Source organism: Thermoanaerobacter wiegelii Rt8.B1 (assembly GCF_000147695.2).
In the GTDB taxonomy this organism is placed as follows: Bacteria; Bacillota; Thermoanaerobacteria; order Thermoanaerobacterales; family Thermoanaerobacteraceae; genus Thermoanaerobacter; species Thermoanaerobacter ethanolicus.
Genome location: NC_015958.1, coordinates 617161 through 643797 on the forward strand (window position 1 = coordinate 617161; position 26637 = coordinate 643797).

The window sequence follows — 26637 nt, forward strand, 5'->3', positions numbered from 1 at the left end:
AGGGATGTCGAATGTGCCCGGAACCCCGCCTGAGTCAGAGGTCGAGCTTTAGTTTAGTCTGTGATGTCACCTGGAGCGAACGATGCAAAATGCCAATAAAAATGGAACTTTGTCTAAGACAGAGAATGCATCATTTTGAGACGTTCTTTTTTGTGAAAATTGTATGAAGGGAGTGTAAAATATTCTTGAAAAAAACTGCTTTTTATTGCCATAAAGACTGCATAGTGATATAATATATAGTTGATTAATAACCTTAGAAGGTGATAAAAATGTTGGGCTTAGTTGAAAAAATATTTGGCAGCTACAGTGAAAGAGAAGTTAAGAGATTGGAACCAATTGCCGATAAGGTTTTGTCATATGAAGATCAAATGGCAAGACTTACGGATGCAGAGCTTAGGGCGAAAACAGATGAATTTAAAAATAGATTGAAAAATGGTGAAACTCTTGATGATATACTTCCCGAGGCTTTTGCGGTGGTAAGAGAGGCCGCTTGGAGAACTCTTAAAATGAAACATTTTAGAGTGCAGGTGATAGGCGGCATTGTCCTTCACCAAGGACGCATTGCTGAAATGAAAACTGGTGAAGGTAAAACCCTTGTCGCGACATTACCTGCATATCTTAATGCTTTAGAGGGCAAAGGAGTTCACATTGTAACTGTCAATGATTACTTGGCAAAAAGAGACCGCGATTGGATGGGCAAGATATACGAGTTTTTGGGGCTGAGCGTTGGAGTAATACTTCACGATATGGGCCCTGAAGAAAGAAAAAAAGCCTATGCTGCTGATATAACCTATGGAACCAACAACGAATTCGGTTTTGATTACTTAAGAGACAACATGGTTATATACAAAGAAGACATGGTGCAAAGAGAACTTAATTATGCTATAGTAGACGAGGTAGATAGCATACTGATAGACGAGGCAAGGACTCCTCTTATCATATCTGGCATAGGCGAAAAATCCACAGACATGTATAAGTTAGCCGACAGATTTGTGAGGACTTTGAGAAAAGATGAAGATTATGTAGTTGATGAAAAAGCAAAGGCTGTAAGTTTGACTGAAAAAGGTGTAGTTAAGGCAGAAAAATTTTTTGGAATTAAAAACCTTGCTGATATTGAAAATATGGAAATTTCTCACCACATTAACCAAGCCTTAAAGGCCCATGCTATAATGAAAAGAGATATAGACTATGTGGTAAAAGATGGTCAAGTCATCATAGTGGACGAATTCACTGGAAGGCTTATGTTTGGAAGAAGATACAGTGAAGGACTTCATCAGGCTATTGAGGCTAAAGAAGGAGTTAAAGTAGAGAGGGAAAGCAAAACTTTAGCCACCATAACATTCCAGAATTACTTTAGAATGTATAAAAAATTAGCTGGTATGACAGGTACAGCTCAAACAGAAGAGCAAGAATTTAGGGCTATTTATGGATTAGATGTTGTAGTAATACCGACTAATAAGCCGATGATAAGAATAGACCATCCTGATGTGATATACAAAACAGAAGAAGCCAAGTTTAAAGCTGTTGTTGAGGACATTGTAGAACATCATAAAAAAGGTCAGCCTGTTCTAGTTGGTACAATTTCTATTGAAAAATCTGAAAAATTAAGCGCCATGTTAAAGAAAAGAGGGATACCTCATCAAGTATTAAATGCAAAGTACCATGAAAAAGAAGCAGAGATAATAGCACAGGCAGGAAGAAAAGGAGCAGTTACAATTGCTACAAACATGGCAGGCCGTGGTACTGATATCCTTTTAGGAGGTAATCCTGAATTTATAGCTAAGAAAAAGATGCTTGAGGAGGGCTACTCAAAAGAAATTATTAACGAGGCTGCAGGATATGGCCCTGTTTCAGGCGAGGAAGTTAAAAAAGCCCGCGAGAGATATTTTGAGCTTCTTGAAGAGGCGAAAAAAGAGACTGAAAAAGAACACGATGAGGTTGTAAAGCTGGGTGGGCTTTACATTATAGGTACTGAAAGGCACGAAGCTAGGAGAATAGACAATCAGTTGAGAGGACGTGCAGGCCGTCAAGGTGACCCAGGAGAATCAAGATTTTATATATCTTTAGAAGACGACCTTATGAGACTTTTTGGCTCAGAAAGAGTAAAGAACATGATGGACAGTCTGGGAATTGATGATGACCAGCCCATAGAGCATAAGATTTTGACAAAACAAATAGAGCAGGCCCAGAAAAAGGTAGAGGGTATAAACTTTGACACTAGAAAACACGTTTTGCAGTATGACGATGTAATGAACAAACAAAGAGAGATAATATATGCCCAAAGGAGAAAGGTACTTGAAGGTGAAAACTTAAAAGAGTCTATTCTTGAGATGGTAAAAAGTATAATAGAGAGAAATGTTGAGATATATACTGCAGGAAGTAAGTATCCTGAGGAATGGGATATAAAAGGGCTTTTAGACCATCTTTACGACATGTTCCTTGAAAAAGACAGCGTGGTTATTGATGTTGATATAGATAGGCTTGACAAAGAGGTTTTGACTGACATAATATATGAAGAGGCAGTAAGACAGTATGAGAAAAAAGAGGCAGAAATTGGTCCAGAACAAATGAGGGAAATCGAAAGAATAGTTCTTTTAAGAGTTGTAGATACTAAGTGGATGGACCACATAGACGAAATGGACCAATTGCGGCAGGGAATAGGCTTAAGAGCTTATGGACAAGTGGACCCTCTTATTGAGTACAAAAAAATAGCTTTTGATATGTTTGAAGACTTGATACAAAGCATACAAGAGGATACTGTTAAATTCTTGTATCACATTCAAATTAATAAAGACAATATGATTCAAAGAGAACAGGTGGCGAAACCTATTTCCACTAATGTAGACGCAGAAGATAAAAAACAGCCAGTTGTTAAAGGCAAAAAAGTTGGCAGAAATGACCCATGTCCTTGTGGCAGTGGTAAAAAATATAAAAAATGTTGTGGTGCCAATATAAAATACTAAAAAGGAGAGATGCGGTTTGTTGCAAGACTACAAAGCAGAAGTTTCAAACATGATTGAAGAAATAAAAGAAATGGGGGTTTCTCTTTGACATAGAAAGTGTCAAAAGAGAAATAGAAGAAATAGACAAAAAGATGTCTGATCCTGCTTTTTGGAGCGATATAAAAAAGTCACAGGAATTAGCTAAAAAACAAAAAGCCTTAAAAGAACTTTTAGAAGAGTACAATTCTCTTGTGTCAAAATGGGAAGACTTAAATACACTTATTGAATTGGGTTTAGAAGAAGGGGATGAGTCGATAACTGATGAAGTAGACAAGGAATACAAAGAGCTCAAGAAAAAGTTAGAGGATTTAAAGATAAAAACCCTATTAAATGGACCCTATGATAAAAACAATGCCATACTTTCTATTCATGCAGGCTCAGGTGGTACAGAGGCTCAAGACTGGGCGGAGATGTTACTTCGCATGTATACAAGATGGGCTAATGACAAAGGCTTTGAAGTAGAAACCATTGACTATTTGCAAGGAGAAGAAGCAGGAATAAAAAGTGTCACTCTTATGATAAAAGGGCCTTTTGCCTATGGATATCTTAAATCAGAGGCGGGTGTTCACCGCCTTGTGAGGATATCTCCTTTTGATGCGGCAGGTAGAAGGCATACTTCATTTGCACTTGTGGAAGTACTTCCTGAATTAGAAAATGATATTGAAGTGGAAATAAGGCCTGAGGATTTAAAAATTGACACTTATAGGGCTTCGGGTGCGGGAGGACAGTATGTAAATAAGACGGAGTCTGCTGTAAGGATTACTCACCTTCCAACAGGCATAGTGGTTTCATGTCAAAGTGAAAGGTCTCAGATTCAAAACAGAGAAACTGCCATGAAAATGCTTAAAGCTAAACTTTTGGACCTCATGATGAAAGAGAAGAAAGAAAAAATCGAAGACTTAAAAGGAGAGCACAGAGAGGCGGCATGGGGCAACCAAATAAGGTCGTATGTCTTCCAGCCTTATACCCTTGTTAAAGACCACAGGACAAATTATGAAGAAGGAAATGTCAATGCTGTAATGGATGGAGAAATAGATGGATTTATAAACGCTTATCTAAAGCAAAAATCACAAGGGATATCTTAAAAAGGTATCCCTTTAAATTTATGTGAGAAAGGGGTAAGTTATGGATAGGGTAAAAGAAACGTTAAAAAAAGAATTTAATCTTAAAGACTTTCAAGTGGAAAATACAATAAAGCTTATTGATGAAGGAAATACAATTCCTTTTATTGCAAGGTACAGGAAAGAAGCAACAGGAAGTTTGTCAGATGAGGTTTTAAGAAATTTTTATGACCGACTTACATATTTGAGAAACCTTGAAGAGAAGAAACAGGATACTATAAGGTTAATTGATGAACAGGGAAAACTGACAGAGGAGATAAAAGCAAAAATAGAAAATGCTACAACTTTACAAGAGGTGGAGGACATATACAGGCCTTTTAGGCCAAAAAGAAGGACAAGGGCGACCATTGCGAAAGAAAAAGGCTTGGAACCTCTTGCAAAGGTTATTTCTTCAAATGAGGTAACAGATGGGGATGTAGAGGAATACGCAAAGCCTTATCTTAATGAAAATGTTCCAACAGTTGAAGAAGCATACCAAGGAGCAATGGATATAATTGCAGAGGATATATCTGATGACGCTGATATAAGGAAATACATAAGGAGTTTTACATGGAATAACGGAATTATAGTGACACAGGCATTAAAAGAGGAGAGGTCTCCTTATGAGATGTATTATGACTATAAAGAAGCTGTAAAGACAATACCGCCTCATAGAATACTGGCGATAAACAGGGCAGAAAGGGAAAAATACATATCTGTAAAAATTGAGATAGATAGTGAAAGGATAATAAATAGGCTTATAGAATCAAAAGTAAATAAAGCTTCAATATTTGCAGAGTATTACAAGAAAGCAATTGAAGATTCCTACAAAAGGCTTATTGCGCCTTCAATAGAGAGAGAGATAAGGAATGCTCTTACGGAAAAAGCAGAAGAAAAGGCAATAATAGTTTTTAAAGAAAATCTAAAAAGTCTTTTACTCCAGCCGCCAATAAAAGGACATGTTGTCATGGGATTCGACCCTGCCTATAGGACAGGATGTAAAATTGCTGTTGTAGATGAAACGGGAAAACTTTTGGACACTGCTACAGTATATCCTACTCCTCCTCAAAATGATTTTGAAAATTCTAAAAAGGTTTTAAAAGAGTTAATAGAAAAATACAATGTCACTTTAATCGCTTTGGGAAATGGAACTGCTTCAAGAGAGAGTGAAATGTTTATAGCAGAGCTTATAAAAGAACTTTCAAGAGAAGTAAAATATGTGATAGTGAATGAAGCAGGGGCATCAGTCTATTCTGCTTCTCCAATAGGTACAGAGGAATTTCCTGATATAAACGTAAGTTTAAGAGGAGCTATCTCACTGGCGCGAAGGCTTCAAGACCCATTGGCAGAGCTTGTAAAAATTGATCCAAAGTCCATCGGGGTAGGACAGTATCAACACGATGTAGACCAGAAAAAACTGGGAGATGCTTTAAACGGTGTTGTAGAAGATTGTGTAAACAGCGTAGGTGTTGATTTAAACACTGCATCAGTATCTTTATTAAAATACGTTTCAGGAATAAATGCTGCTATTGCCAAGAATATTGTAGAATATAGAAATCAAATAGGGAAATTTACAAATAGGGAGCAGCTTAAAAATGTAAAAAGGTTAGGAGAAGCCACTTTTACACAATGTGCCGGTTTTCTAAGGATTTTAGATGGAGACAATATCTTTGACTCAACAGCAGTTCACCCAGAGCGTTACGAAACCTTAGAAAAGCTTTTAAAAAATTTGGATATGAGAAAGAAAAACTAGATAGAAAAAAGTTAAAAGATTTTGCTAATTCTTTAGAAGAATACGGATTAGAGAGGATTTCAGAGGAATACGATATAGGACTTCCTACACTTTATGACATAGTTTCAGAGCTTAAAAAACCTGGAAGAGATCCCAGAGAGGATTTGCCTAAGCCCATTTTAAGGTCTGATGTAATGACTATAAATGAGCTAAAACCAGGCATGGAACTTATGGGAACAGTTAGGAATGTCACTGATTTTGGCTGCTTTGTAGATATAGGGGTTCATACTGATGGGCTTGTTCACATTTCTGAGATGTCTCAAGGCTACATAAAGCATCCTCTTGATGTGGTTTCAGTGGGAGACATTGTAAAAGTGAGAGTTTTAAGTGTTGACATTGAGAGAAATAGAATTTCTCTTTCAATGAAATAAAAAATTTTTAATTAGTACCCCCTAAAAATTTATTTCTTCCTCCGAAATTATATAGTGAAAATAAGGTAAATCAACTAAAGGAGGAAGAGAGTATGAAGAAAATATTAGCTTTTGTGCTTATGGGGTTACTCGTTTTTTCTTCTGCTTTAACAGTCTATGCAAAGCCAGATAAGGCGAAACATGAGCTAAAAATTAAAACAGAAACTAAATTAGAGGCAAAAGGAGAAACTAAAAATAAGGTAGAAGTCCAAACGCAGACAAAATTAGAAGCTAGCGTGAAAGCTAAGGAATTTAAAGGGAAGGTATTTGTCAACAAAAAAGAGATTAAATTTGACGACGTACCTCCAGTGATAAAAGATGAAAGAACATTAATTCCTGTGCGAGCTGTAATGAACGGCTTGGGAGCAAAAGTGGATTGGGATCGAGAGACTAAGACGGTTACTATTACAAAAGGCGATACAACAATTCAACTTGTTTTAGGTGAAACAAAAGTTTTAGTAAACGGTAAAGAATATACTTTAGACGTTCCGGCAATGGAAATAAGTAATAGAACATTTGTGCCAGTTAGATTTATATCTGAGATTCTAGGGGGAAAAGTAAATTACGATAAAGAAACAGGAGATATAGAAATTGAAGAAGAGAATCAAACGGAAATAGACAATAATTCTGAGGAAAGTACAGTATCTCAGGATGTGTACGCAAATACAAATGAAACAGTCACAAACAGTGTATACGGCACCGATGAAGAAGTAGAGGGAAATGATTAAAAAATACATAGGCAATTGGATGTTGCAAAACCGGCAGTAAAATGCCGGTTTTTTGTATAGACAGTGCTTTTATTGACATGGCTTTGAATGAATCCTAAGTAAAGTTAGATTTTTAATGAGATTCTAATGTTTTACAGCTTGATACTGCATGCACCTCAATATATAATAAAATATAGTTTAATAAATTTACTGAGGTGTGGGTGGATGAAAATTAACAAAACCAATATAGTAAATTTAATTTTAATAGTCATTTTTGCCATTGCATTAGTAATGGTTATGGTGAGTTTTGGAAAGGATTTAACTATACTAATTAACAGTCCCGATAAATTTAGGCAGTGGATAATGAGCTTTGGAAATCTTGGTATTATTGTATTTATAGGAGTTCAAATACTTCAAGTAATTGTATTTGTCATACCAGGAGAAGTAGTGCAAATTGCAGGGGGATACCTTTTTGGGACTTTTTTAGGCACTTTGTATTCTGTTATAGGTATTACCATAGGTTCTCTTATCTGTTTTTTAATAGCGAGAGTTTTAGGTTATAATTTTGTGAGAAATATTGTGTCGGAGGAAAATTTGGAAAAATTTGATTATATTATAAATAACCCTAAAGGAGAAACTGTTCTTTTTTTATTGTTTTTTACACCTGGAATGCCTAAAGATGCTCTTTCCTACATTGCAGGAATTACACCGGTTAAGTTTTACAATTTTTTCATCATTACTCTTTTTGCGAGACTTCCAGGCATATTTTTTTCAGCCTATATAGGGGCAAATTTGGGAAATAAAAATTACTTTATGGCAGGAATCGTTGCAATTATCGCAGTATTATCGTTTTTAATAGGAGTTTATAAAAAAGATGTCATAATGGAAAAATTAAAAAACTTTAAAAAAGTAAGATTTGACGTGGTTGAACAGAAAAGTTTAGTGAATATGTTTTGTAAAGATAATGATTTCATAAAATTGTTTCTTTGTGCTATAATGTTAATATATAATGAATTCAGGGGGGAATTATATGTACTTATTAAAAGGTGGAAAAATCCTGACAATGACCGGCAAAATTTATGAAAAAGGAGACGTGCTCATCGACGACGGGAAAATTGTAGATGTTGGAGAGGATTTGATTGCTCCTTTGGATGCAGAAGTGATTGATGTTCAAGGCTTAACTGTTATGCCGGGCTTAATTGATGCTCATTGCCATCTTGGAATGTGGGAAAACGCTATGGGATTTGAAGGAGCAGATGGAAACGAAGCGACAGACCCTATAACTCCGCAACTTAGAGCGATTGATGGAATAAATCCAATGGATAAGTATTTTGAGGAGGCTTATCAAGCAGGGGTTACGACTGTTGCGACAGGTCCTGGCAGTGCTAATGTTATAGGAGGACAGTTTGCAGTTATAAAAACTTATGGTAAAAGAATAGATGATATGATAGTAAAAGAACCAGCAGCGATAAAAGTCGCTTTTGGCGAAAATCCTAAATCCGTTTACCATGAGCAGCATAAAATGCCTTCAACTAGAATGGCGGTTGCGGCTCTTTTAAGGCAAGAGCTTATAAAAGCTCAGGAGTACATGGAAAAGATGGAGCATGCAGAGGAAGACAAAAAACCTGAAAGGGACTTAGGTCTTGAAGCATTGGTAAAAGTATTAAAGAGAGAAATTCCACTGAAAGCTCATGCTCATAGAGCAGATGATATTTTTACAGCTTTAAGAATTGCAAAAGAATTTAATGTAGATATAACCATTGACCATTGTACTGATGGCCATTTAATTGTTGATGAATTGGTGAAAGAAAATGCTAAGGTTATTGTGGGACCTTCATTGTCTGAAAGGTCAAAGATTGAGCTTGTAAATCTAAGCTTTAAGACAGCAGGTATTCTTTCAAAAGCAGGACTTACAGTTGCGATAATGACAGACCACCCTGTAATACCTCTCAATTACTTGCCTCTATGTGCTGCTTTAGCTGTAAAGGATGGTATGGATGAAATGGAGGCTTTAAAAGCCATCACCATAAACCCTGCGAAAATTTTAGGAGTTGACGACAGGGTGGGAAGCATTGAAAAAGGGAAAGACGCTGATATTGTAGTCTTTGATGGAGATCCATTGGAAGTGAAGACAAGGACAAAATATGTATTTATTAATGGGAAATTAGTACATAAAGCATAAACTGTCATGGGGCTATTTATTTAGAGGAGACTGAATAAATAGCCTCATAATTTTTTATAACTTTAAAAAATTTTTTATGCAGTCTGAAATTCTATGATTTATTTTTATTCATGCCATGTTTTATTTGGGGAATTTTTAAGGCTTTATCTTGGGATATTTGAATAATTATTTAAAACTTTACAAACAAAAGATTTTTTTAAATTATTTTTATACAAAACGTTTACATTAATTTACTGAGTTAAATTGCAAAAGTTATTTTATTGGTTTATACTATAGGTGTATAAAGTTGATGGATAGGTAGTATAGTAAAAGGGACAGAGGGGGTTACAGAGTTGGAGAAAAACACAAATTGCTTGCGAGTCTATTCTGAAATTGGAAAATTAAAGTCTGTCCTCCTTCATAGGCCTGGTAAAGAATTAGAAAGGTTGACGCCTGAGTTTTTAAGTGAGCTTCTTTTTGATGATATTCCCTGGCTTAAAAGGATTCAGGAAGAACACGACAAATTTGCGCAAGCTTTAAAAGAAAACGGAGTGACAGTTTATTATTTAGAAGATTTATTGGAAGAGGTTTTACAGGATACTGGAATAAAAGAGTTTTTTATATATGATTTGGTTTCATATATGAATACTTCTTTAGAAGTTAAGAAAACAATTACAAATTTTTTAAAGGAAAGAACCCCCAAGGAAATAGTGGACTACGCTATTGCAGGACTTTTGAAAAAAGAAGTGCATGAGGTGGAGCCTCAATCTTTGGTGGATTATGTCTATAAGGATTCCCCATTTTTTATAAATCCTTTGCCAAACTGCTATTTTATGAGAGACCCTGCTGTGGTCATTGGCAATGGTGTGATGATAAGCAGTATGAAGACAACTGCTCGAAAGAGAGAAGCCATGTTGCTTAAGTATGTTTTTAAGCATTCTAAGACTTTAAAAGTACAGGAGAATCTATTGTGGTATGATTATCGTTCAGAGTATCCTATTGAGGGGGGAGACGTGTTAGTTCTCAGCAAAAAAGTAATAGCTATTGGAATAAGTGAAAGAACTTCCCCACAGGCAATTGAAGAAATTTCTCTTACTCTTTTAGAGAGGGGAGAAGAGTTACAAGAGATAATCGCTTTAGAAATTCCAAAAAAACGAACTTTTATGCATCTTGATACAGTTTTTACTATGGTGGATGTGGACAAATTTTTAATATATCCTGGTATAAAAGAAAAATTGAAGGTTTATAGGATTACAAGAGGAGAAAAGGGAACAATTAGAGTGAAGGTAGAAGAAGACTTTACAAAAGTTTTAGAGACTTCATTGGGCCTTGATAAAGTCAATTTAATTGAAAGTGGAGGAGGTGACGAGATAACAGGAGCAAGAGAACAGTGGAATGACAGCACGAATACCTTGGCCATTGCTCCAGGAGTTGTAATGGCATATAACAGAAATGAGATAACCAACACCACCTTAGTAAATCATGGAATAAAAGTTATTGAAATTGAAGGCTCTGAATTAGTGAGGGGACGCGGTGGCCCAAGATGTATGTCGATGCCTTTAAAGAGAGAAGATATATAAACCTTTTGACTAATAGGGTAAGATAATATAAAATTAATAAAGTGAAATTACTAAAAGGAGGATGACTATGGCATTTAATTTAAAGGGTAGGAGCTTATTAACTTTAAAAGATTACACCCCTCAAGAAATAACATATATTTTAGACATTGCTAAACAAGTAAAAGCAGAGAGGAAGGCAGGGGTTGTACATCAAAGATTTTTAGGTAAGACTATTGCTCTCATTTTTGAAAAGAGGTCCACAAGAACGAGGTGCGCTTTTGAAACTGCCTTTGGTGAAGAAGGAGGACATCCAGTATTTTTATCAACAGATGACATTCAGTTGGGAGCTAAAGAATCAATAGAGGATACTGCAAGAGTTTTAGGAAGGATGTTTGATGCAATAGAGTTCAGAGGCTTCAAACAAGAAACCGTGGAAATTTTGGCAAAATATGCAGGTGTTCCTGTGTACAATGGCTTAACTGACGAATATCATCCAACTCAAGTTTTGGCTGACCTTATGACAATAGAAGAAGAATTTGGGAGTTTAAAAGGAAGAAAGCTTGTATTTGTAGGGGACGGAAGGAATAACATGGCTAATACTTTAGCGGTAGGCTGCGCTAAGATGGGGATGCATTATGTGATTAATTCTCCAAAAGAATTGTGGCCTTCACAAGAGTTCATAGATGAAATCAGGCAAATGGCAGCTGAAAATGGAGGAACTTTTGAACTTACTAGTGTGCCAGGAGAGGGCCTTGAAGGTGCAGATGCTATTTACACCGATGTGTGGGCGTCAATGGGAGAAGAAGCAAAGGCTACAGAGAGGGAAGCTCTTTTGAGACCTTTCCAAGTGAATGAGGAAATGATGAAAAAGACAGGAAGAGAAGATACTATATTTTTGCATTGCTTGCCCGCAGTAAAAGGACAAGAAGTTACTTTTGATGTTATAGAAGGTAAACAATCTAGAGTGTGGGACCAAGCAGAAAATAGAAAACATACAATTAAAGCTGTGATGATTGCTACTCTGCTTTAAAATTGGTTACAGGGGAGGACATTATGAGGGAAAAAGTTGTTATTGCCTTAGGAGGGAACGCTCTGCAGGATGTGAATACGCCTCCTACTGCAGAGGCTCAAATGGAAGTAGTGAAGAGGACAGCGGGGTATTTAGTGGATATAATTGAAAAAGGGTATTCCGTTGTAATTACTCATGGCAATGGTCCTCAGGTGGGGAATATAGTCATACAAAATGAAGTCGCATCAAAAGTTGTCCCTGCAATGCCTTTTGATGTGTGTGGGGCAGAGAGCCAGGGTATGATAGGATATATGATTCAACAGGCATTAGGAGAAGTTTTGAAGGAGAGAAATATCAGAAAAGAAGTAGCAACTATTATAACACAGGTTGTAGTGGATAAAAATGACCCTGCTTTTAAAAAACCTACAAAGCCAATAGGGCCTTTTTACACAAAAGAGGAAGCTGAAGTTTTAATAAAAGAAAAAGGTTATGAAATGGTAGAAGACAGTGGAAGAGGATATAGAAGAGTTGTTCCCTCCCCTGACCCAAAAGAAATTGTAGAACTTAATACAATAAAGTTACTTGAAAAAAATGGGGTAATAGTAATAACAGTTGGGGGAGGAGGAATCCCTGTTATTAAGGAAAATGGCAATTTAAAAGGAGTAGCTGCCGTAATAGACAAGGATTTGGCTTCTGAAAAATTGGCAGAAGATATTGGTGCAGATGTGCTGTTAATTCTTACAGCTGTTGAAAAGGTAGCAATAAATTACAACAAGCCAAATCAAAAGTTTCTTGACAAAATGACAGTGGAAGAGGCAATAAAATACATGGAAGAAGGCCATTTTGCACCAGGCAGTATGTTTCCAAAAGTTAAAGCAGCAGTGAGGTTTGCAAAGTCAAAAGTAGGAAGGCGAGCTATAATTACTTCTTTAGGCAAAGCATTAGAAGCTTTAGAGGGAAAAGCAGGCACAGTTATAAGCTTATGAAAATAAATTAAAAATTTTTCACAAAAACTATTGACAAAGAGAGATAAAAGTGAGAGAATAAAATTAAAATTGAATAAGATGAAGGTAAATCTTCGGGGCAGGGTGAAATTCCCGACCGGCGGTATAGCCCGCGAGCCGCGCATGCGGTCGATTTGGTGAAATTCCAAAGCCGACAGTGAAAGTCTGGAGGGGAGAAGATTTTCTTTTTGTGCCTATTTTTGCAAAATAAATCACAAAAAATCCTGAAGATTTATCTTCAGGATTTTTTTAGTAAATAAAATTGGAGGGATGAATTGTGGAAAAAACCAAAACACAAGCCATAGTAAAAGTGGGATTTCTTTCTGCTACAGCTTTTATACTGATGTACTTGGAATTTCAGGTACCTCTATTCCCTGGCTTTTTAAAGCTGGATTTTAGTGACGTACCTGCATTAGTTGCTTCTTTTGCTATGGGACCTTTATATGGTGTAATGGTCGAGCTTATTAAAAACATAATCCATGCTACTATAACTCAATCGGGTGGCATTGGAGAAATTGCAAATTTTTCTGTGGGTTCTATATTTGTATACACAGCAGGCATAATATATCAATTCAATAAGACGCGAAAAAATGCCCTTATATCTATGGCGATTGCTACAGTTGTGATGGCTTTTACCGCTTCACTTTTAAATTACTATGTTTTTCTCCCTTTGTACCAAAAAGTTATGGGATGGCCTATGGATGCTATCATTGGTATGAGTAAGGCTGCAAATAAAAACATAGTGGATGTTAGAACCCTTATAGCTTATGGTATTTTTCCTTTTAATGTGCTAAAAGGAATTATGCTTTCGTTAATCACTTTATTGATATATAAAAAGCTTTCACCAGTTTTGAAACATTGATTTTTTTGAGAATCCTCAGCGCATGCTGGGGATTATTTTTATTTTTAATTTGTTAAAAGATAGTATATAATAAAGTTATAACGAGTGGGGTGAGAATTGGTGAAGAAGACTTATATTTGCAAAAATAAAGATGAGACCATTGCTTTAGGAGAAAAATTAGGAAGGCTGTTAAGGAGTGGAGATATAATTCTTTTATATGGTGAGCTGGGAAGTGGCAAAACTGTTTTTACAAAGGGAATTGCAAAGGGGTTAGAAATAAATGAACCAATTACCAGCCCGACTTTTACTTTAGTCAATGAACATAGAGGAAGGATTTCTCTCTATCATTTTGATTTATATAGGTTAGATGATTATACGGCCCTTTATGACATAGGTTATGAGGAATATTTTTATGACGAAGGAGTTTGTGCAATTGAATGGCCTGAAAGGTTAGGACCTTTACTTCCGAAAGAAAGGTTAGAAGTGATAATTCAAAAAGGAGAAAAAGAAGATGAAAGAGTTATTTTATTTAAAGATTTTGGAAGACGATATGAGGAGCTTTTAAAGGAGATGGGGCAATGAAAATTTTGGCAATAGATTCTTCTTCTAAAACTGCTACTGTTGCATTAGTAGATGAAAAGGGGATAATAGGAGAATACTCTATAAATTATCTAAGGCATTCAGTAATTTTAATGCCTATGATAGATGAACTACTTAAAAAGTGTGAAGTACCGATAAATCAAATAACTCATGTGGCTGTTTCAGAGGGACCGGGCTCTTTTACAGGGCTTAGAATTGGTGCTGCCACTGCAAAAGGTTTGGCTTATGCTCTTAACATACCTATTGTAGGAGTATCTTCTCTTTTAGCTCTTGCATATAATGTCAGTGAATTTGAAGGAATAATATGCCCTGTCATAGATGCTTTAAATGAAAATGTTTATGGAATGCTGATAAGAGGTGGTAATTTTGAAGTTTTAATAGATGCTGGGGTGTATTCTTTAGAGGAAATTACGGAGTTGGTAAGCAATTATTCTGACAAAGTGTTGTTCGTAGGAGAGGGTGTTTATTCCTATAAAGATAAATTACAAGAGATGATAAGGGATAAAGCTTTATTTGCAAAGGACAAAGATAACATGGCAAGAGCTGCCTCCATAGGAGAGCTTGCTATTCAAAAGATAAAAAAAGGAGAAGTGATTAGTTACTTTGATTTCAAGCCGATGTATATCAGGAAATCGGCTGCTGAAATTCGTTTAAGTGGCGAGGGGAGTTAATTAATGGATGTTATTATAAGGCCTATGAGGAAAGAAGATGTGGAGGAGGTCTTGGAAATTGAAAAGCTAAGTTTTAGCACTCCTTGGTCTAAAGAAGCTTTTATAAGTGAAGTTACAAAGAACAGCTGTGCTAAGTATATAGTGGCGGAAGTTGACAACAAAATTGTGGGTTATGGAGGATTTTGGGTGGTTGTAGATGAAGGTCATATAACCAATATAGCAGTTCATCCGGAATACAGATCTAAAGGAATTGGAAGTAAAATTATGGAAGGTTTAATTGACCTTGCTAAGAAAAATGGAATAACTGCCATGACATTAGAGGTGAGAGAATCAAATATAACAGCGCAACATTTGTATGCAAAATATGGCTTTAGACCATTAGGTAGAAGAAAAGGCTATTATCAAGATAATAATGAGGATGCAATTATAATGTGGAAATACGACTTGTGATGGTGGTGAAATAATGGATAAAGATGTAATAATTTTGGGAATAGAATCTTCCTGCGATGAAACAGCCGCAGGAGTTGTTAAAAACGGCAAAGAAGTATTGTCAAATGTAATATATTCTCAAATAGAGGTTCACAAAAAATATGGTGGCGTAGTGCCAGAAATAGCTTCAAGAAAGCATATTGAAGTAATATCTTTTGTAGTGGAAGAGGCGTTAGAAAAAGCTAGACTAACTCTTGATGAAGTAGATGTAATTGCTGCTACCTATGGGCCAGGATTAGTAGGTGCTCTTTTAGTTGGTTTGTCTTATGGCAAAGCTTTAGCTTATGCAAAAAACAAGCCTTTTATAGGAGTAAATCACCTAGAAGGTCATATAGCTGCAAATTACTTAGGAGGTGAATTTGCTCCTCCTTTTATTTGCCTTGTGGCTTCCGGGGGACATAGTCACATTGTTTTTGTAAAAGATTATGGAGAATACGAAGTAATGGGACAAACAATGGATGATGCGGCAGGAGAAGCCTTTGACAAAGTAGCAAGAGCTTTAGGGTTGGGGTATCCTGGAGGGCCTGCTATTGAAAAGGCTGCAAAGCTGGGGAATATGGAAGCTATTGAGTTTCCCAAATCTTTTATGGAGGAAGGAAATTTTGATTTTAGTTTTAGTGGGCTTAAAACGGCGGTTTTAAACTATTTAAATAGACAAAAGCAAAAAAGAGAAGAGATAAATGTTTATGATGTGGCGGCTAGTTTTCAAAGAAATGTGGTGGAGGTCTTGGTAAAAAAATTAATTGATGCAGCAAAGAGGAAAAATATTGGCAAAATTTCTATAGCAGGAGGGGTAGCTTCTAATAGTTTTTTGAGGGAAAAATTAGGAGAAGAAGCGAAGAAAATTGGAATAAGAGTCCATTATCCTGATAAAATTTATTGTACAGACAATGGGGCAATGATAGCTGCTGCCGCTTATTATGACTTTATAAAAGGGAAAACATCTGGCTTGGATTTAAATGCCATTCCTTACTTAAAGATTGGGGAAAAAATTTGACTGTTGAAAATGTGGAAATCTGTCGAAGTTTATGATGTATTGCCTTTTAAGGTCTGTGGATAACTTTGTGGATATTGTGCTTAAATATATTTCATTGTATTTACTGTAATAAAATAGAATGAAAATATATTAAAAATAAATCAAAATTTTAAAGCTTAGGGGGGTTATTATGAGAAATATTTTGCTTTTCACAAAATTAAATGACAATTACATAAAAGAAATTAAAGAGCAAATGGAGGGATATGACGTTCTTTACGTTCAAAATGAGGAAGAGGCTGAAAAGTATGTAAAAGATACAGAGATTATCATAAGCTTTGACTTTGAATTTTATTCCAATATTGTGGACAAGGCTTCAAACTTAAAATGGATTCATCTTTTGAGTGCAGGTGCAGATACTCTTTCTTTTGAAAAACTGAAAGAAATGAAGGTAATAGTTACTAATTCTAGAGATGTCCACAAATATCAAATTTCACAACAAGTCATAGGCTATATGCTTATGGTTGAGAGAGCCCTTAACGTTTTTGTAAGAAATCAAATGAAAAAAGTATGGGATAGATCTGTTAGGGTTTCAGAGCTTACAGGTAAGACTGCTTTGATAATAGGAGTAGGAAGCATAGGAGAGGAAATTGCAAGACTTTTAAAAGAATTTGGCATGAAGGTCTATGGTATAAGAAATTCGGGCAAACCTTCTTTGTATGTGGAAAAAATGTATACCTCTATTGAAGATTGTGATATATTGCCACTTGCCGATTATGTAATATCTATACTTCCTTTGACTAAAGATACTTATCACTTGATAGGAGAAAACGTATTTAGCAGGATGAAAAATACCAGTTACTTTATAAATGTTGGGAGAGGAAAAGTAGTGGATGAAAAAGCTTTAATAAATGCGCTTGAGAATAAGGTTATAAAAGGGGCTGCACTAGATGTTTTTGAAGAAGAGCCTTTAAAGGAAGACAGTCCTTTGTGGGATATGGAAAATGTGATAATCACACCTCACATGGCAGGGGTTACGCCTTTATACATGCAAAGAGCGATGGAAATTTTAAGAGAAAATTTGATAGCTTATAAAGAAGGAAGACCTTTGAGAAATATTGTAAATTTAGATAAAGGATACTAAAGCGGGTTTTTACCCGCTTAAATTTTCCCATTCTTCATACATTTGTTCCAATTTACTTTTAAGGGCGTTGTATTCTTTTTGTATTTCTACAATTTCTCCTGTTTTATAAATTTTAGCATCACACATTTTTTCTTCCAAATATTTTATTCTTTCTTCAGCTTGATAAATTGAATTTTCAAGGTTTTTCAGATACTCTTTTTGCTGCTTTAACTTAAGTTTAGCTAATCTTTCTTTATACCTTTCGTTTTTTATCTGTGTTTTTGTTTTTTTGATTGTTTCTTCTTCTTCGTTAAGCTGGTTTTTCTTTTCTATATAATAGCTGTAATTACCTAAGTATACTTCTACACCTTGAGGTGTCAAAATCATCACTTTTGTAGCAATTTTGTCTATAAAATATCTGTCATGGGAGACAAATAATAAAGTTCCAGTATAATCTAACAAAGCTTCTTCTAATACTTCTTTTGCTTTTAAATCTAAATGGTTAGTTGGTTCATCCATAAGTAGAAAATTCGCTTTTGAAAGGATGAGCTTTAGCAATGAAAGCCTTGCCTTTTCACCACCACTTAGTGTAGAGATAGTTTTAAAGACATCTTCTTCTCTAAAAAGAAAAGAAGCTAATAATGTCCTCACTTCTGTTTGAGTAAGATATGGATTTTCATCCCATATTTCATCAATGACTGTTTTTTCAGCATTTAAACTTTTAAATTCTTGTTCGTAATAACCTGTTATTACGTTTGTGCCAAATTTAATTTCCCCTTCAAAATTGTCAATTTCCCCCACTAATATTTTTAAAAGAGAGCTTTTTCCTATTCCGTTTGGCCCTAAAAGGGCAATTTTTCCCCTTTTTTATTTCAAAAGATACATTGGAGAAAATTTGTCTGTCAAAGCGTAAAGACAAATTTTTGACTGTCAATACATCATTTCCGCTTTCTAAATCGAAATCAAAACGCAAGTTGATAGATTTATTATTTATCACTGGCTTTTCTATTATTTCCATTTTTTCTAATAGTTTTTGCTTGCTTTCTGCCATTTTTACTGACTTTTCTGTTCTACGGTTTTTTTGAATCTGTATAATTGATTTAATTCTTTTTATTTCTTTTTGCTGTTCTTCATAAGCTTTTAACTTTGCTTCCATTTCCAATTTTTTTCTTTTTAAATATTCTGTGTAATTGCCTTCGTAAACACTTAAATGAGTATTTTCAATTTCAAATATTCGAGTGACAATTTTATCCAAGAAATACCTATCATGGGATATAATTAAAATTGTACCATTATAAAATTTTAAATATTGTTCTAGCCATTCTATTGAGTTTATGTCTAAGTGATTGGTAGGTTCGTCTAATAATAGGACATCTGGACTTAAAAGTAAAGTTTTTGCCAGCATAAGACGGGTTTTTTGACCGCCGCTTAAAGTTGATACAGGTGTATCAAATTGGGACACGTCAAATCCTAATCCATTTAAAACCCCTCTTATTTTACTTTCTACAGAATAACCATCTAATTCATTGTACTTGTCTGTTAAAAAGGAATATTCCAAAAAAAGTTTATCAAGTAGATGTGAATCTTTTGTTTGTGAGATTTTTTCCTCTAGAGATTTAATTTGCTTTTCTAATTGGAATATTTCATCAAAAACTGTTTTTACTTCTTCATATATACTTTTTTCAGATTCAATTACAGTATTTTGTTGTAGATATCCAATTTTATTTGCAGAAATTGAAATTGTTCCATTGTCAACTTCAGTAAAACCGGCTAAAAGGTTAAAAAGAGTGGATTTTCCAGCACCATTTTCGCCTATTACTCCTATTTTGTCTCCTTCATTGACTATAAAAGAAATATTTTGTAGAATTATATCGATACCGTAACTTTTTGTCACGTTGCTTACTGTTATGATTGCCATAAATATAACCTCCTGTTCATATTAAATATATCAAAAAAATTTATTTTGTAAAAGTGTAGTAAACTATAACTTTTTTTAATATGTGTCGATAAAAATTAATGAGTGTATTTTTAAATGGAAGGTGATGGACTTGGATATAGCTACAATAGTGGGTATAGTGCTTGGAGTAGGTTCTTTGATTTATGGATTTACATTAGAAGGCGGTACTGTTGCTTCGTTAATAGGGGTTTCTGCTGCTATAATAGTTTTTGGGGGTACTATAGGGGCTACTATAACTTCTTATTCTATGGATGAAATTAAAAAAGTGCCGGGACTTTTAGTGAGAGCTTTTAAAAATGAAAAGGATAATTACCTTGAGATAATAAAGTATTTTACTTATTTGGCACAAAAAGCAAGAAGCGAAGGACTTTTAAGCCTCGAATCAGAGATTGAGTCTGAAGAAATAAAAAAATTTGACCCTATTTTAAAGGAAAGTTTAGAATTAGTTGTTGATGGTTCTGATATGGAACTTATTAGAACGACAATGGAGAATAAAATATATATAGAGGATATGGAAGCAAAAAAGGAAGCAGGTATTTTTGAATCTGCGGGTGGTTATGCACCCACAATGGGTATCATAGGAACAGTTATGGGACTCGTTCACGTGTTAAGTAATTTAAGTGAACCAGACAAATTAGGTCCTTCTATAGCGGTAGCATTTATAGCTACACTGTATGGTGTCAGCTCTGCAAACTTGTTGTGGCTTCCTATTGCTCAAAAATTAAAAAATAGAGCTCATATTAAAAGGACGGAAAGAGAATTGATATTAGAAGGAAGTCTTTCACTGCAAGCTGGTGAAAATCCAAAGATTTTAGAGAGAAAGTTAATGACATTTATTACACAAGCGCAGCGCAAAAATATACCTCAGAAAGGTAGTGTTGAATTAAATGAAGAGGTTGGAAGATGAATCAAAGCCAAATCACGAAAGATGGCTGCTTACTTATTCTGATATGATTACTTTACTTTTAATATTTTTTATAGTGATGTATACTATAAGTACTATTAATGCTACCAAATTTGCTCAAATTGCCAGTTCTTTAAGCAAAACTTTTACTGGAACTGATTACGTGATAGGCCAGTATAGTGGGAGCAGTTTTGTTCAAGGTAATAGTGGAGACAAAAATAGTTTGGGAGAAATTGAAAAGCAATTGAACGGTTTTATAAAAGAAAACAATCTTCAAGGTATGGTAACAAGTTATATAGATGAAAGAGGACTTGTAATAAGTATGCAGGATTCTCTTCTTTTTGATTTAGGTTCTGCTGATGTACATCCGGAAGAGAAAGATGTTTTAATAAAAATAGGTAATATGTTAAAAACTCTTCCAAACCATATTAGAGTGGAAGGATTTACAGATGACCTCCCTATACACAACAGTAAATTCGATTCAAACTGGGAACTGTCTGTTATAAGAGCAACTAATGTGGTAAAAATATTGGTAAATGAAGTAGGAATAGAACCCCAGAGAATTTCAGCAGTAGGATATGGGGAATACAGGCCTGTTGTTCCAAATGACTCAGAAGAACATAGAAGACTTAATAGAAGAGTAGACATTGTCATTATGAATACAGAATATAATAAATGGGAGCCTAAAAGCCAGTAAAATTAAAAAATTTTAGTGCTATTACAGAAATTTTTTAGAATTCCTCATATTCTACTATGTTTTTGTTACGTTGACAAAAAATTTACAATATTATATAATTCAATTACATAGTAGAATGAGGTGAGGACAGTGAGCAAAAAGACTATAGTATCAATGGCTGTAATAAGAAGGCTCCCAAGATATCATAGATATCTTGAAGAACTTCTTAAAAACGATGTAAAGCGTATTTCTTCTAGAGAATTAAGCGAAAAGATGGGAGTTACTGCTTCTCAAATTAGACAAGATTTAAATAATTTTGGCGGTTTTGGACAGCAGGGATATGGCTATAATGTAGAAGAGCTTTATAATAATTTGACTAAGATTTTAGGCCTTGATAAAACTTACAATACTATCATCATAGGAGCAGGAAATCTTGGTCAAGCGATTGCCAATTATACTAGCTTTGAAAAATCTGGCTTTAATTTAAAGGGGATTTTTGATATTAATCCTCGTTTATTTGGGCTTAAAATTAGAGATGTTGAAGTGATGGACGTAGAAACAGTAGAAGATTTTATAGCCCGTAATAAAATCGACATAGGTATTTTATGTATTCCCAAAGATAATGCTCAATATACTGCTGACAGACTGGTGAGAGCGGGAATTAAGGCGATTTGGAATTTTTCGCCAATAGATTTAAAGGTACCTGATGATGTAATTTTAGAAAATGTTCATTTAAGTGATAGTTTATTTACTGTATCATATAGATTAAATGAAGAAGAGCTCTTTAAAAAGTTAAAAGGAGAAACTGCTAAAATAGATGGGTAGTGTAAATTTTCTATCCATCTATTTTAATTTTGGCATGAATTTTGCTTTTAAATTTTAATGATAAAACAAGAAGGAGGGTTTTTTATGGAATTTAAAAATATTAAGCTAGAACTAAATGAAGGCGTTTCCCTCATTGCTATTGACAGACCTAAATCTTTGAATGCGTTGAATTTAGAAACTCTTAAAGAAATAGACCAGGCTTTAGAAGAAGTTAAGGAAAATGAGGAGGTGAAAGTAGTAATAATAACAGGAGCAGGAGAAAAAGCTTTTGTAGCGGGAGCGGACATTTCTGAAATGAAGGATATGAATCCACTTAAAGCAAAAGAATTTGCTGAGTTTGGCCAAAAAGTGTTTAGAAAGATTGAACTTATGAAAAAGCCTGTTATTGCTGCTGTTAATGGTTACGCTCTTGGAGGAGGTTGTGAACTGGCAATGGCTTGTGACATAAGGATTGCAAGTCACAATGCAAAATTTGGGCAGCCAGAGGTGGGACTTGGTATTATACCGGGATTTGGAGGCACACAAAGACTACCTCGAATTGTAGGTATGTCAAAAGCGAAGGAGCTTATTTACACAGGGGACATGATAGATGCTGAAGAAGCTTTAAGAATAGGACTTGTTTCAAAAGTAGTAGAGCAAGAAAAACTATTGGAAGAAGCTTATAACATTGCGAAAAAGATAATGTCAAAGGGGATGATTGCTGTAAGGCTTGCAAAAGAAGCTATAAATATAGGGATTAATGCAGATATTGAAACAGGTATGAGCTATGAAGCAAAGGCTTTTGCTGTTTGTTTTGCTACAGAGGATCAAAAAGAAGGTATGGCAGCTTTTTTAGAAAAAAGAGCTCCTAAATTTGTGGATAAGTGATACGTGGTGATAAAGGGTGATAACCCTTTATCTGTAATCTTAAGTGTTAAAAAAATATCAAAAAAGGAGGAGTTTTAATGGATTTTTCATTGACGAAAGAACAACAAATGGTAAGGAAAATATTAAGAGAATTTGCTGAAAAAGAGATTGCACCTAAAGCAAAGGAAATTGATTTAACGGGTGAATTTCCTTGGGATAATGTCAAAAAAATAGCGAAAGCTGATATGATGGGAATTCCATATCCAAAGGAATATGGAGGAGCAGGAGGAGATTATATAAGTTATATTATTGCAGTGGAAGAGATATCCCGCGCTTGTGCGGCGACAGGCGTAATATTGTCTGCTCATACATCATTGGCATGTTTTCCTATTTTCCAGTGGGGAACAAAAGAGCAAAAAGAGAAATACTTAATACCATTGGCAAAAGGAGAAAAGTTAGGGGCTTTTGCGCTTACAGAGCCTAATGCTGGAACTGATGCAGCAGCTCAGCAAACGACAGCAGTATTAGAAGGAGATCATTACATTTTAAACGGCTCTAAGATTTTTATAACCAACGGCGGAAAGGCAGATGTATATATAGTTTTTGCTATGACCGATAAATCTAAAGGTACTAAAGGAATAAGTGCTTTTATTGTAGAAAAAGATTTTCCCGGTTTTTATATAGGAAAAGTAGAAGAAAAAATGGGCATAAGAGGCTCGAGGGCAGCAGAATTGGTATTTGAAGACTGTGTAGTGCCTAAAGAAAACCTACTTGGCAAAGAAGGAGAGGGGTTTAAGATAGCAATGGTGACTTTGGACGGCGGAAGAATAGGTATTGGCGCTCAAGCCTTAGGAATAGCTCAGGCAGCGTTAGACGAGGTCACAAAATATGTGAAAGAGAGGCAACAATTTGGAAGGCCTATAGGGAAATTTCAGGGCTTACAGTGGTATATTGCTGAAATGGCTACAAAAGCAAGTGCAGCTAGACATCTTGTTTACTACGCTGCATGGAGAAAGCAAAACAATTTAAGTTATACGATGGAAGCTGCTATGGCAAAGCTTTTTGCTTCTGAGACAGCCATGGAAGTTACTACAAAGGCGGTACAAATTTTTGGTGGGTATGGTTATACAAAAGACTATCCAGTTGAGAGATTAATGAGAGACGCAAAGATAACAGAAATATATGAAGGTACTTCAGAAGTTCAAAAGATGGTCATAGCCTTGAATTTATTAAAGATGTAAGGAGGAATTGCCATGAATATACTTGTGTTTATAAAACAAGTGCCTGACACTAACGAAGTCAAGATAGATCCAGTTACAAAAACCCTTATAAGAGAAGGGGTTCCCAGCATAATAAATCCAGATGATAAAAATGCTTTAGAAGAAGCTATAAGAATTAAAGAAGAATATGGAGCAAAAGTTATTGTCATAACAATGGGACCTCCACAGGCTGAAACTGCGTTAAGAGAGGCACTGGCTATGGGTGCCGATGAGGCATATCTTTTGACTGATAGAGTATTTGCGGGTGCTGATACTTATGCAACTGCCAAAACTTTGTCAAAGATGGCTAAAAAATTTGACTATGACATAATATTCTGTGGTAGACAAGCTATAGATGGGGATACTGCGCAGGTAGGCCCCCAATTGGCTGAACAGCTTAATATTCCTCAAGTGACATATGTAAAAGAAGTAAAAATTGAAGGTGATACACTTATCGTAAAAAGAGCACTTGAAGACGGATATGAAGTCATAAAAGTCAAAATGCCTGTGCTTTTAACAGCGATTAAAGAGCTTAATACTCCAAGGTATCCTTCTATAAAGGGAATATTTGAAGCGTATAGAGAAAAAGAAGTTAAAATTGTGACTGCTGCAGATTTAGGAGTAGATCCTCAAGAAGTTGGACTTAAAGGGTCTCCTACAAAAGTTATTTCCACAACTACTCCAGAGACACAAAGGGCAGGAGAAATTTTTACAGGCAATGTAAAGGAATGTGTGCAAAACCTTGTCCAAAGATTAGTTGAAAAGCATGTTATATGAAGGAGGCTGGAAAAAATGAATGAATACAAAGATATATGGGTGTTCGCCGAGCAAAGAGAGCAAAGATTAATGAATGTATCTTTAGAGATATTAGGAGAAGCGAGAAAACTTGCTGATAAAAAAGGTGTAAAAGCTTGTGCAGTGTTAGTTGGATATGGTGTGAAAGGGCTGGCAGATGAATTAATCAAATATGGTGCTGATGTAGTGTATGTAATAGATAATCCACTTCTTAAAAACTATACGACAGAAGGCTATGCAAAAGTCATTGCAGACCTTGTAAATGAGTTAAAGCCAGAAGTGATTTTGTATGGAGCCACATATATAGGAAGAGACCTTGCACCAAGAATTGCTTCACGATTGCACACTGGCCTTACAGCAGACTGTACGGGACTTGATATAGATGAAAATGGATTGCTTTTACAAATACGTCCTGCTTTTGGAGGCAATCTCATTGCCACAATAATATGTCCAGAAAGAAGGCCTCAGATGGCGACTGTGAGGCCTGGAGTTATGAAAAAAGCTCCAAAAGACGGAAAGCGCAAAGGAGAAATCATAGAAATACAGGCAAATATTAAAGAGGGTGACATAAGGACCCAAATATTTGATATAATAAAAGAAGCGAAGAGTAAAGTAAATATAGAAGAGGCAGATATTATTGTTTCTGGAGGAAGGGGGGTAGGAGGGGCAGAAGGGTTTAAGCTAATTCAGCAATTAGCTGATGCTTTAGGAGGAGTGGTAGGAGCTTCTCGTGCTGCAGTTGATGCAGGATGGATTTCCTCTGATCATCAAGTGGGGCAGACAGGTAAAACCGTAAGGCCAAAGCTTTATATAGCTTGTGGAATTAGTGGGGCGATACAGCATATTGCAGGCATGGGAAATGCAAAAACGATAGTTGCCATAAATAAAAATCCTGATGCACCTATTTTTAAAGTAGCTGATTATGGAATAGTTGGAGATTTATTTAAAGTAATACCGGCATTGATAGAGGAAATAAAGAGGATTAAAAATAACGAGATGGCATGAATTTTGCATATATAAAAAAGAGGGCGGCTGACCTTTTGGCAGCTGACCCTCTTATAAATAAATTTAGAAGGGGTGTTTTAAAATGCAAAAAATATTTGTAGTCGGTGCAGGTACAATGGGTTCGGGAATAGCCCAGGTATTTGCAGAAAATGGTTTCGATGTAATAATAAGAGATGTAGATATCAAGTTTGTAGAAAGATGTTTAGGAGTAATTGAAAACAATCTCAAAAGAAGTGTTGAAAAAGGCAAAATTACAGAAGAAGAAAAAAATAAAGTTTTAGGAAGAATAAAAGGCACTGTTGACATTAATGAGGCGAAAGATGTTGACTTTGTTATTGAAGCAGCTATAGAAAACATGGAGATAAAAAAACAAATTTTTAAAGAGCTTGATAACGTATGCAAAGAAGGTACAGTACTTGCAACAAACACTTCTTCTCTTTCAATAACGGAAATAGCAAGTAGCACAGCAAGGCCTGAAAAAGTTATCGGAATGCACTTTTTTAACCCTGTGCCTGTCATGAAATTAGTAGAAGTTATAAAAGGCATGAAGACTTCTGAAGAGACTTTTAATACAGTAAAAGAGCTGGCGCAAAAGCTTGGTAAGACTCCTGTTGAAGTCAATGAAGCTCCTGGCTTTGTGGTAAACAGGATTTTAATTCCCATGATAAATGAAGCTATAGGAGTTTTAGCTGATGGAGTAGCTTCTGCATCTGACATAGATGAAGCGATGAAATTAGGAGCAAACCATCCCATAGGACCTCTTGCTCTTTCTGACCTTATAGGCAATGACGTAGTTCTTGCAATAATGGATACACTTTATTCAGAATTTAATGATTCAAAATACAGACCCCATCCGCTTTTGAGAAAAATGGTTAGAGCAGGACTTTTGGGAAGAAAAACAGGGAAAGGATTTTTTGAATATAAATAAC

The 26637-nt window shown here is 35.3% G+C and carries 21 protein-coding genes, 3 pseudogenes and 1 riboswitch; of the genes and pseudogenes, 23 read left to right on the top strand and 1 reads right to left on the bottom strand.

From position 1 onward, the window contains the following. Positions 1-269 precede the first annotated feature (269 nt). The 15 genes and pseudogenes from secA to THEWI_RS03000 all read left to right on the top strand — a co-directional run bounded on the left by secA (position 270) and on the right by THEWI_RS03000 (position 17462). Positions 270-2963 carry a preprotein translocase subunit SecA gene (secA, locus tag THEWI_RS02930; protein ID WP_014062391.1) on the top strand — a complete coding sequence of 898 codons (2694 nt, stop codon included), beginning with the start codon at positions 270-272 and terminating at the stop codon, positions 2961-2963. Positions 2964-2979: 16 nt separating this feature from the next. Beyond that, a protein-coding gene (gene prfB, locus THEWI_RS02935) for a peptide chain release factor 2 (RefSeq protein WP_014062392.1) occupies positions 2980-4087 on the top strand; the annotation gives its coding sequence in 2 pieces (ribosomal slippage) (positions 2980-3048 and positions 3050-4087; 1107 coding nt in all). Between the two features lie 40 nt (positions 4088-4127). Then, a pseudogene (locus tag THEWI_RS02940) lies at positions 4128-6265 on the top strand (Tex family protein). A gap of 92 nt (positions 6266-6357) precedes the next feature. Continuing rightward, on the top strand, positions 6358-7032 hold the full coding sequence (locus THEWI_RS02945) for a copper amine oxidase N-terminal domain-containing protein (protein ID WP_014062394.1): 675 nt from the start codon (positions 6358-6360) through the stop codon (positions 7030-7032). A 204-nt stretch (positions 7033-7236) separates the two neighbouring features. Further along, positions 7237-7908: pseudogene (locus THEWI_RS02950) on the top strand (TVP38/TMEM64 family protein); the annotation flags it as partial. A 133-nt stretch (positions 7909-8041) separates the two neighbouring features. Further along, entirely contained in the window at positions 8042-9193 is a 1152-nt protein-coding gene (locus tag THEWI_RS02955; protein WP_014062396.1) for an amidohydrolase, read from the top strand. Positions 9194-9525: 332 nt separating this feature from the next. After that, complete coding sequence (gene arcA / locus THEWI_RS02960) at positions 9526-10752, top strand: arginine deiminase (protein WP_014062397.1); 1227 nt, start codon at positions 9526-9528, stop codon at positions 10750-10752. A 67-nt stretch (positions 10753-10819) separates the two neighbouring features. Further along, the gene (gene argF, locus THEWI_RS02965; RefSeq protein WP_003869314.1) at positions 10820-11761 is read left to right on the top strand and encodes an ornithine carbamoyltransferase; all 942 of its coding nucleotides are present in this window, start codon (positions 10820-10822) and stop codon (positions 11759-11761) included. Between the two features lie 23 nt (positions 11762-11784). Continuing rightward, a complete protein-coding gene (gene arcC / locus THEWI_RS02970; RefSeq protein WP_014062398.1) occupies positions 11785-12726 on the top strand; it encodes a carbamate kinase in 942 nt (313 codons plus the stop codon). Positions 12727-12810: 84 nt separating this feature from the next. Continuing rightward, a riboswitch (FMN riboswitch) is annotated at positions 12811-12929 on the top strand. Between the two features lie 92 nt (positions 12930-13021). Next, on the top strand, positions 13022-13606 hold the full coding sequence (locus THEWI_RS02975; RefSeq protein ID WP_003869315.1) for an ECF transporter S component: 585 nt from the start codon (positions 13022-13024) through the stop codon (positions 13604-13606). Between the two features lie 99 nt (positions 13607-13705). Further along, entirely contained in the window at positions 13706-14167 is a 462-nt protein-coding gene (gene tsaE, locus THEWI_RS02980; protein ID WP_003869316.1) for a tRNA (adenosine(37)-N6)-threonylcarbamoyltransferase complex ATPase subunit type 1 TsaE, read from the top strand. Beyond that, positions 14164-14856, top strand: coding sequence for a tRNA (adenosine(37)-N6)-threonylcarbamoyltransferase complex dimerization subunit type 1 TsaB (tsaB, locus tag THEWI_RS02985; RefSeq protein WP_014062399.1), 693 nt, complete (start codon positions 14164-14166; stop codon positions 14854-14856). Before tsaE ends, tsaB begins: the two co-directional genes overlap by 4 nt. 3 nt (positions 14857-14859) lie before the next feature. Then, positions 14860-15306 (top strand): ribosomal protein S18-alanine N-acetyltransferase, encoded by a 447-nt coding sequence (rimI, locus tag THEWI_RS02990; RefSeq protein WP_003869318.1) that lies wholly within the window; start codon positions 14860-14862, stop codon positions 15304-15306. A gap of 13 nt (positions 15307-15319) precedes the next feature. Beyond that, complete coding sequence (gene tsaD / locus THEWI_RS02995; protein ID WP_014062400.1) at positions 15320-16342, top strand: tRNA (adenosine(37)-N6)-threonylcarbamoyltransferase complex transferase subunit TsaD; 1023 nt, start codon at positions 15320-15322, stop codon at positions 16340-16342. Between the two features lie 169 nt (positions 16343-16511). Continuing rightward, complete coding sequence (locus tag THEWI_RS03000) at positions 16512-17462, top strand: D-2-hydroxyacid dehydrogenase (RefSeq protein WP_014062401.1); 951 nt, start codon at positions 16512-16514, stop codon at positions 17460-17462. A 9-nt stretch (positions 17463-17471) separates the two neighbouring features. Here THEWI_RS03000 and abc-f read toward each other — a convergent pair. Beyond that, positions 17472-19359 (bottom strand): annotated as a pseudogene (gene abc-f / locus THEWI_RS15405) (ribosomal protection-like ABC-F family protein). A 124-nt stretch (positions 19360-19483) separates the two neighbouring features. Here abc-f and THEWI_RS03010 point away from each other — a divergent pair. From THEWI_RS03010 to THEWI_RS03045, 8 genes are all read left to right on the top strand, one after another. Continuing rightward, positions 19484-20305 (top strand): flagellar motor protein, encoded by an 822-nt coding sequence (locus THEWI_RS03010; RefSeq protein WP_003869322.1) that lies wholly within the window; start codon positions 19484-19486, stop codon positions 20303-20305. After that, positions 20286-20999, top strand: a complete 714-nt coding sequence (locus THEWI_RS03015) for an OmpA/MotB family protein (protein WP_014062403.1) — start codon at positions 20286-20288, stop codon at positions 20997-20999. The genes THEWI_RS03010 and THEWI_RS03015 overlap by 20 nt, the downstream gene beginning before the upstream one ends. A 129-nt stretch (positions 21000-21128) precedes the next feature. After that, positions 21129-21803 (top strand): redox-sensing transcriptional repressor Rex, encoded by a 675-nt coding sequence (locus THEWI_RS03020; RefSeq protein ID WP_003869324.1) that lies wholly within the window; start codon positions 21129-21131, stop codon positions 21801-21803. Positions 21804-21887: 84 nt separating this feature from the next. Beyond that, complete coding sequence (locus THEWI_RS03025) at positions 21888-22670, top strand: short-chain-enoyl-CoA hydratase (protein WP_006570011.1); 783 nt, start codon at positions 21888-21890, stop codon at positions 22668-22670. A 77-nt stretch (positions 22671-22747) separates the two neighbouring features. After that, positions 22748-23890 (top strand): acyl-CoA dehydrogenase, encoded by a 1143-nt coding sequence (locus tag THEWI_RS03030; RefSeq protein ID WP_014062404.1) that lies wholly within the window; start codon positions 22748-22750, stop codon positions 23888-23890. 12 nt (positions 23891-23902) lie between these two features. Next, complete coding sequence (locus THEWI_RS03035; protein WP_014062405.1) at positions 23903-24685, top strand: electron transfer flavoprotein subunit beta/FixA family protein; 783 nt, start codon at positions 23903-23905, stop codon at positions 24683-24685. Positions 24686-24700: 15 nt separating this feature from the next. Beyond that, positions 24701-25708, top strand: coding sequence for an electron transfer flavoprotein subunit alpha/FixB family protein (locus THEWI_RS03040; protein WP_006570014.1), 1008 nt, complete (start codon positions 24701-24703; stop codon positions 25706-25708). A gap of 82 nt (positions 25709-25790) precedes the next feature. Further along, positions 25791-26636, top strand: a complete 846-nt coding sequence (locus THEWI_RS03045; RefSeq protein WP_014062406.1) for a 3-hydroxybutyryl-CoA dehydrogenase — start codon at positions 25791-25793, stop codon at positions 26634-26636. Position 26637: the final 1 nt, after the last annotated feature.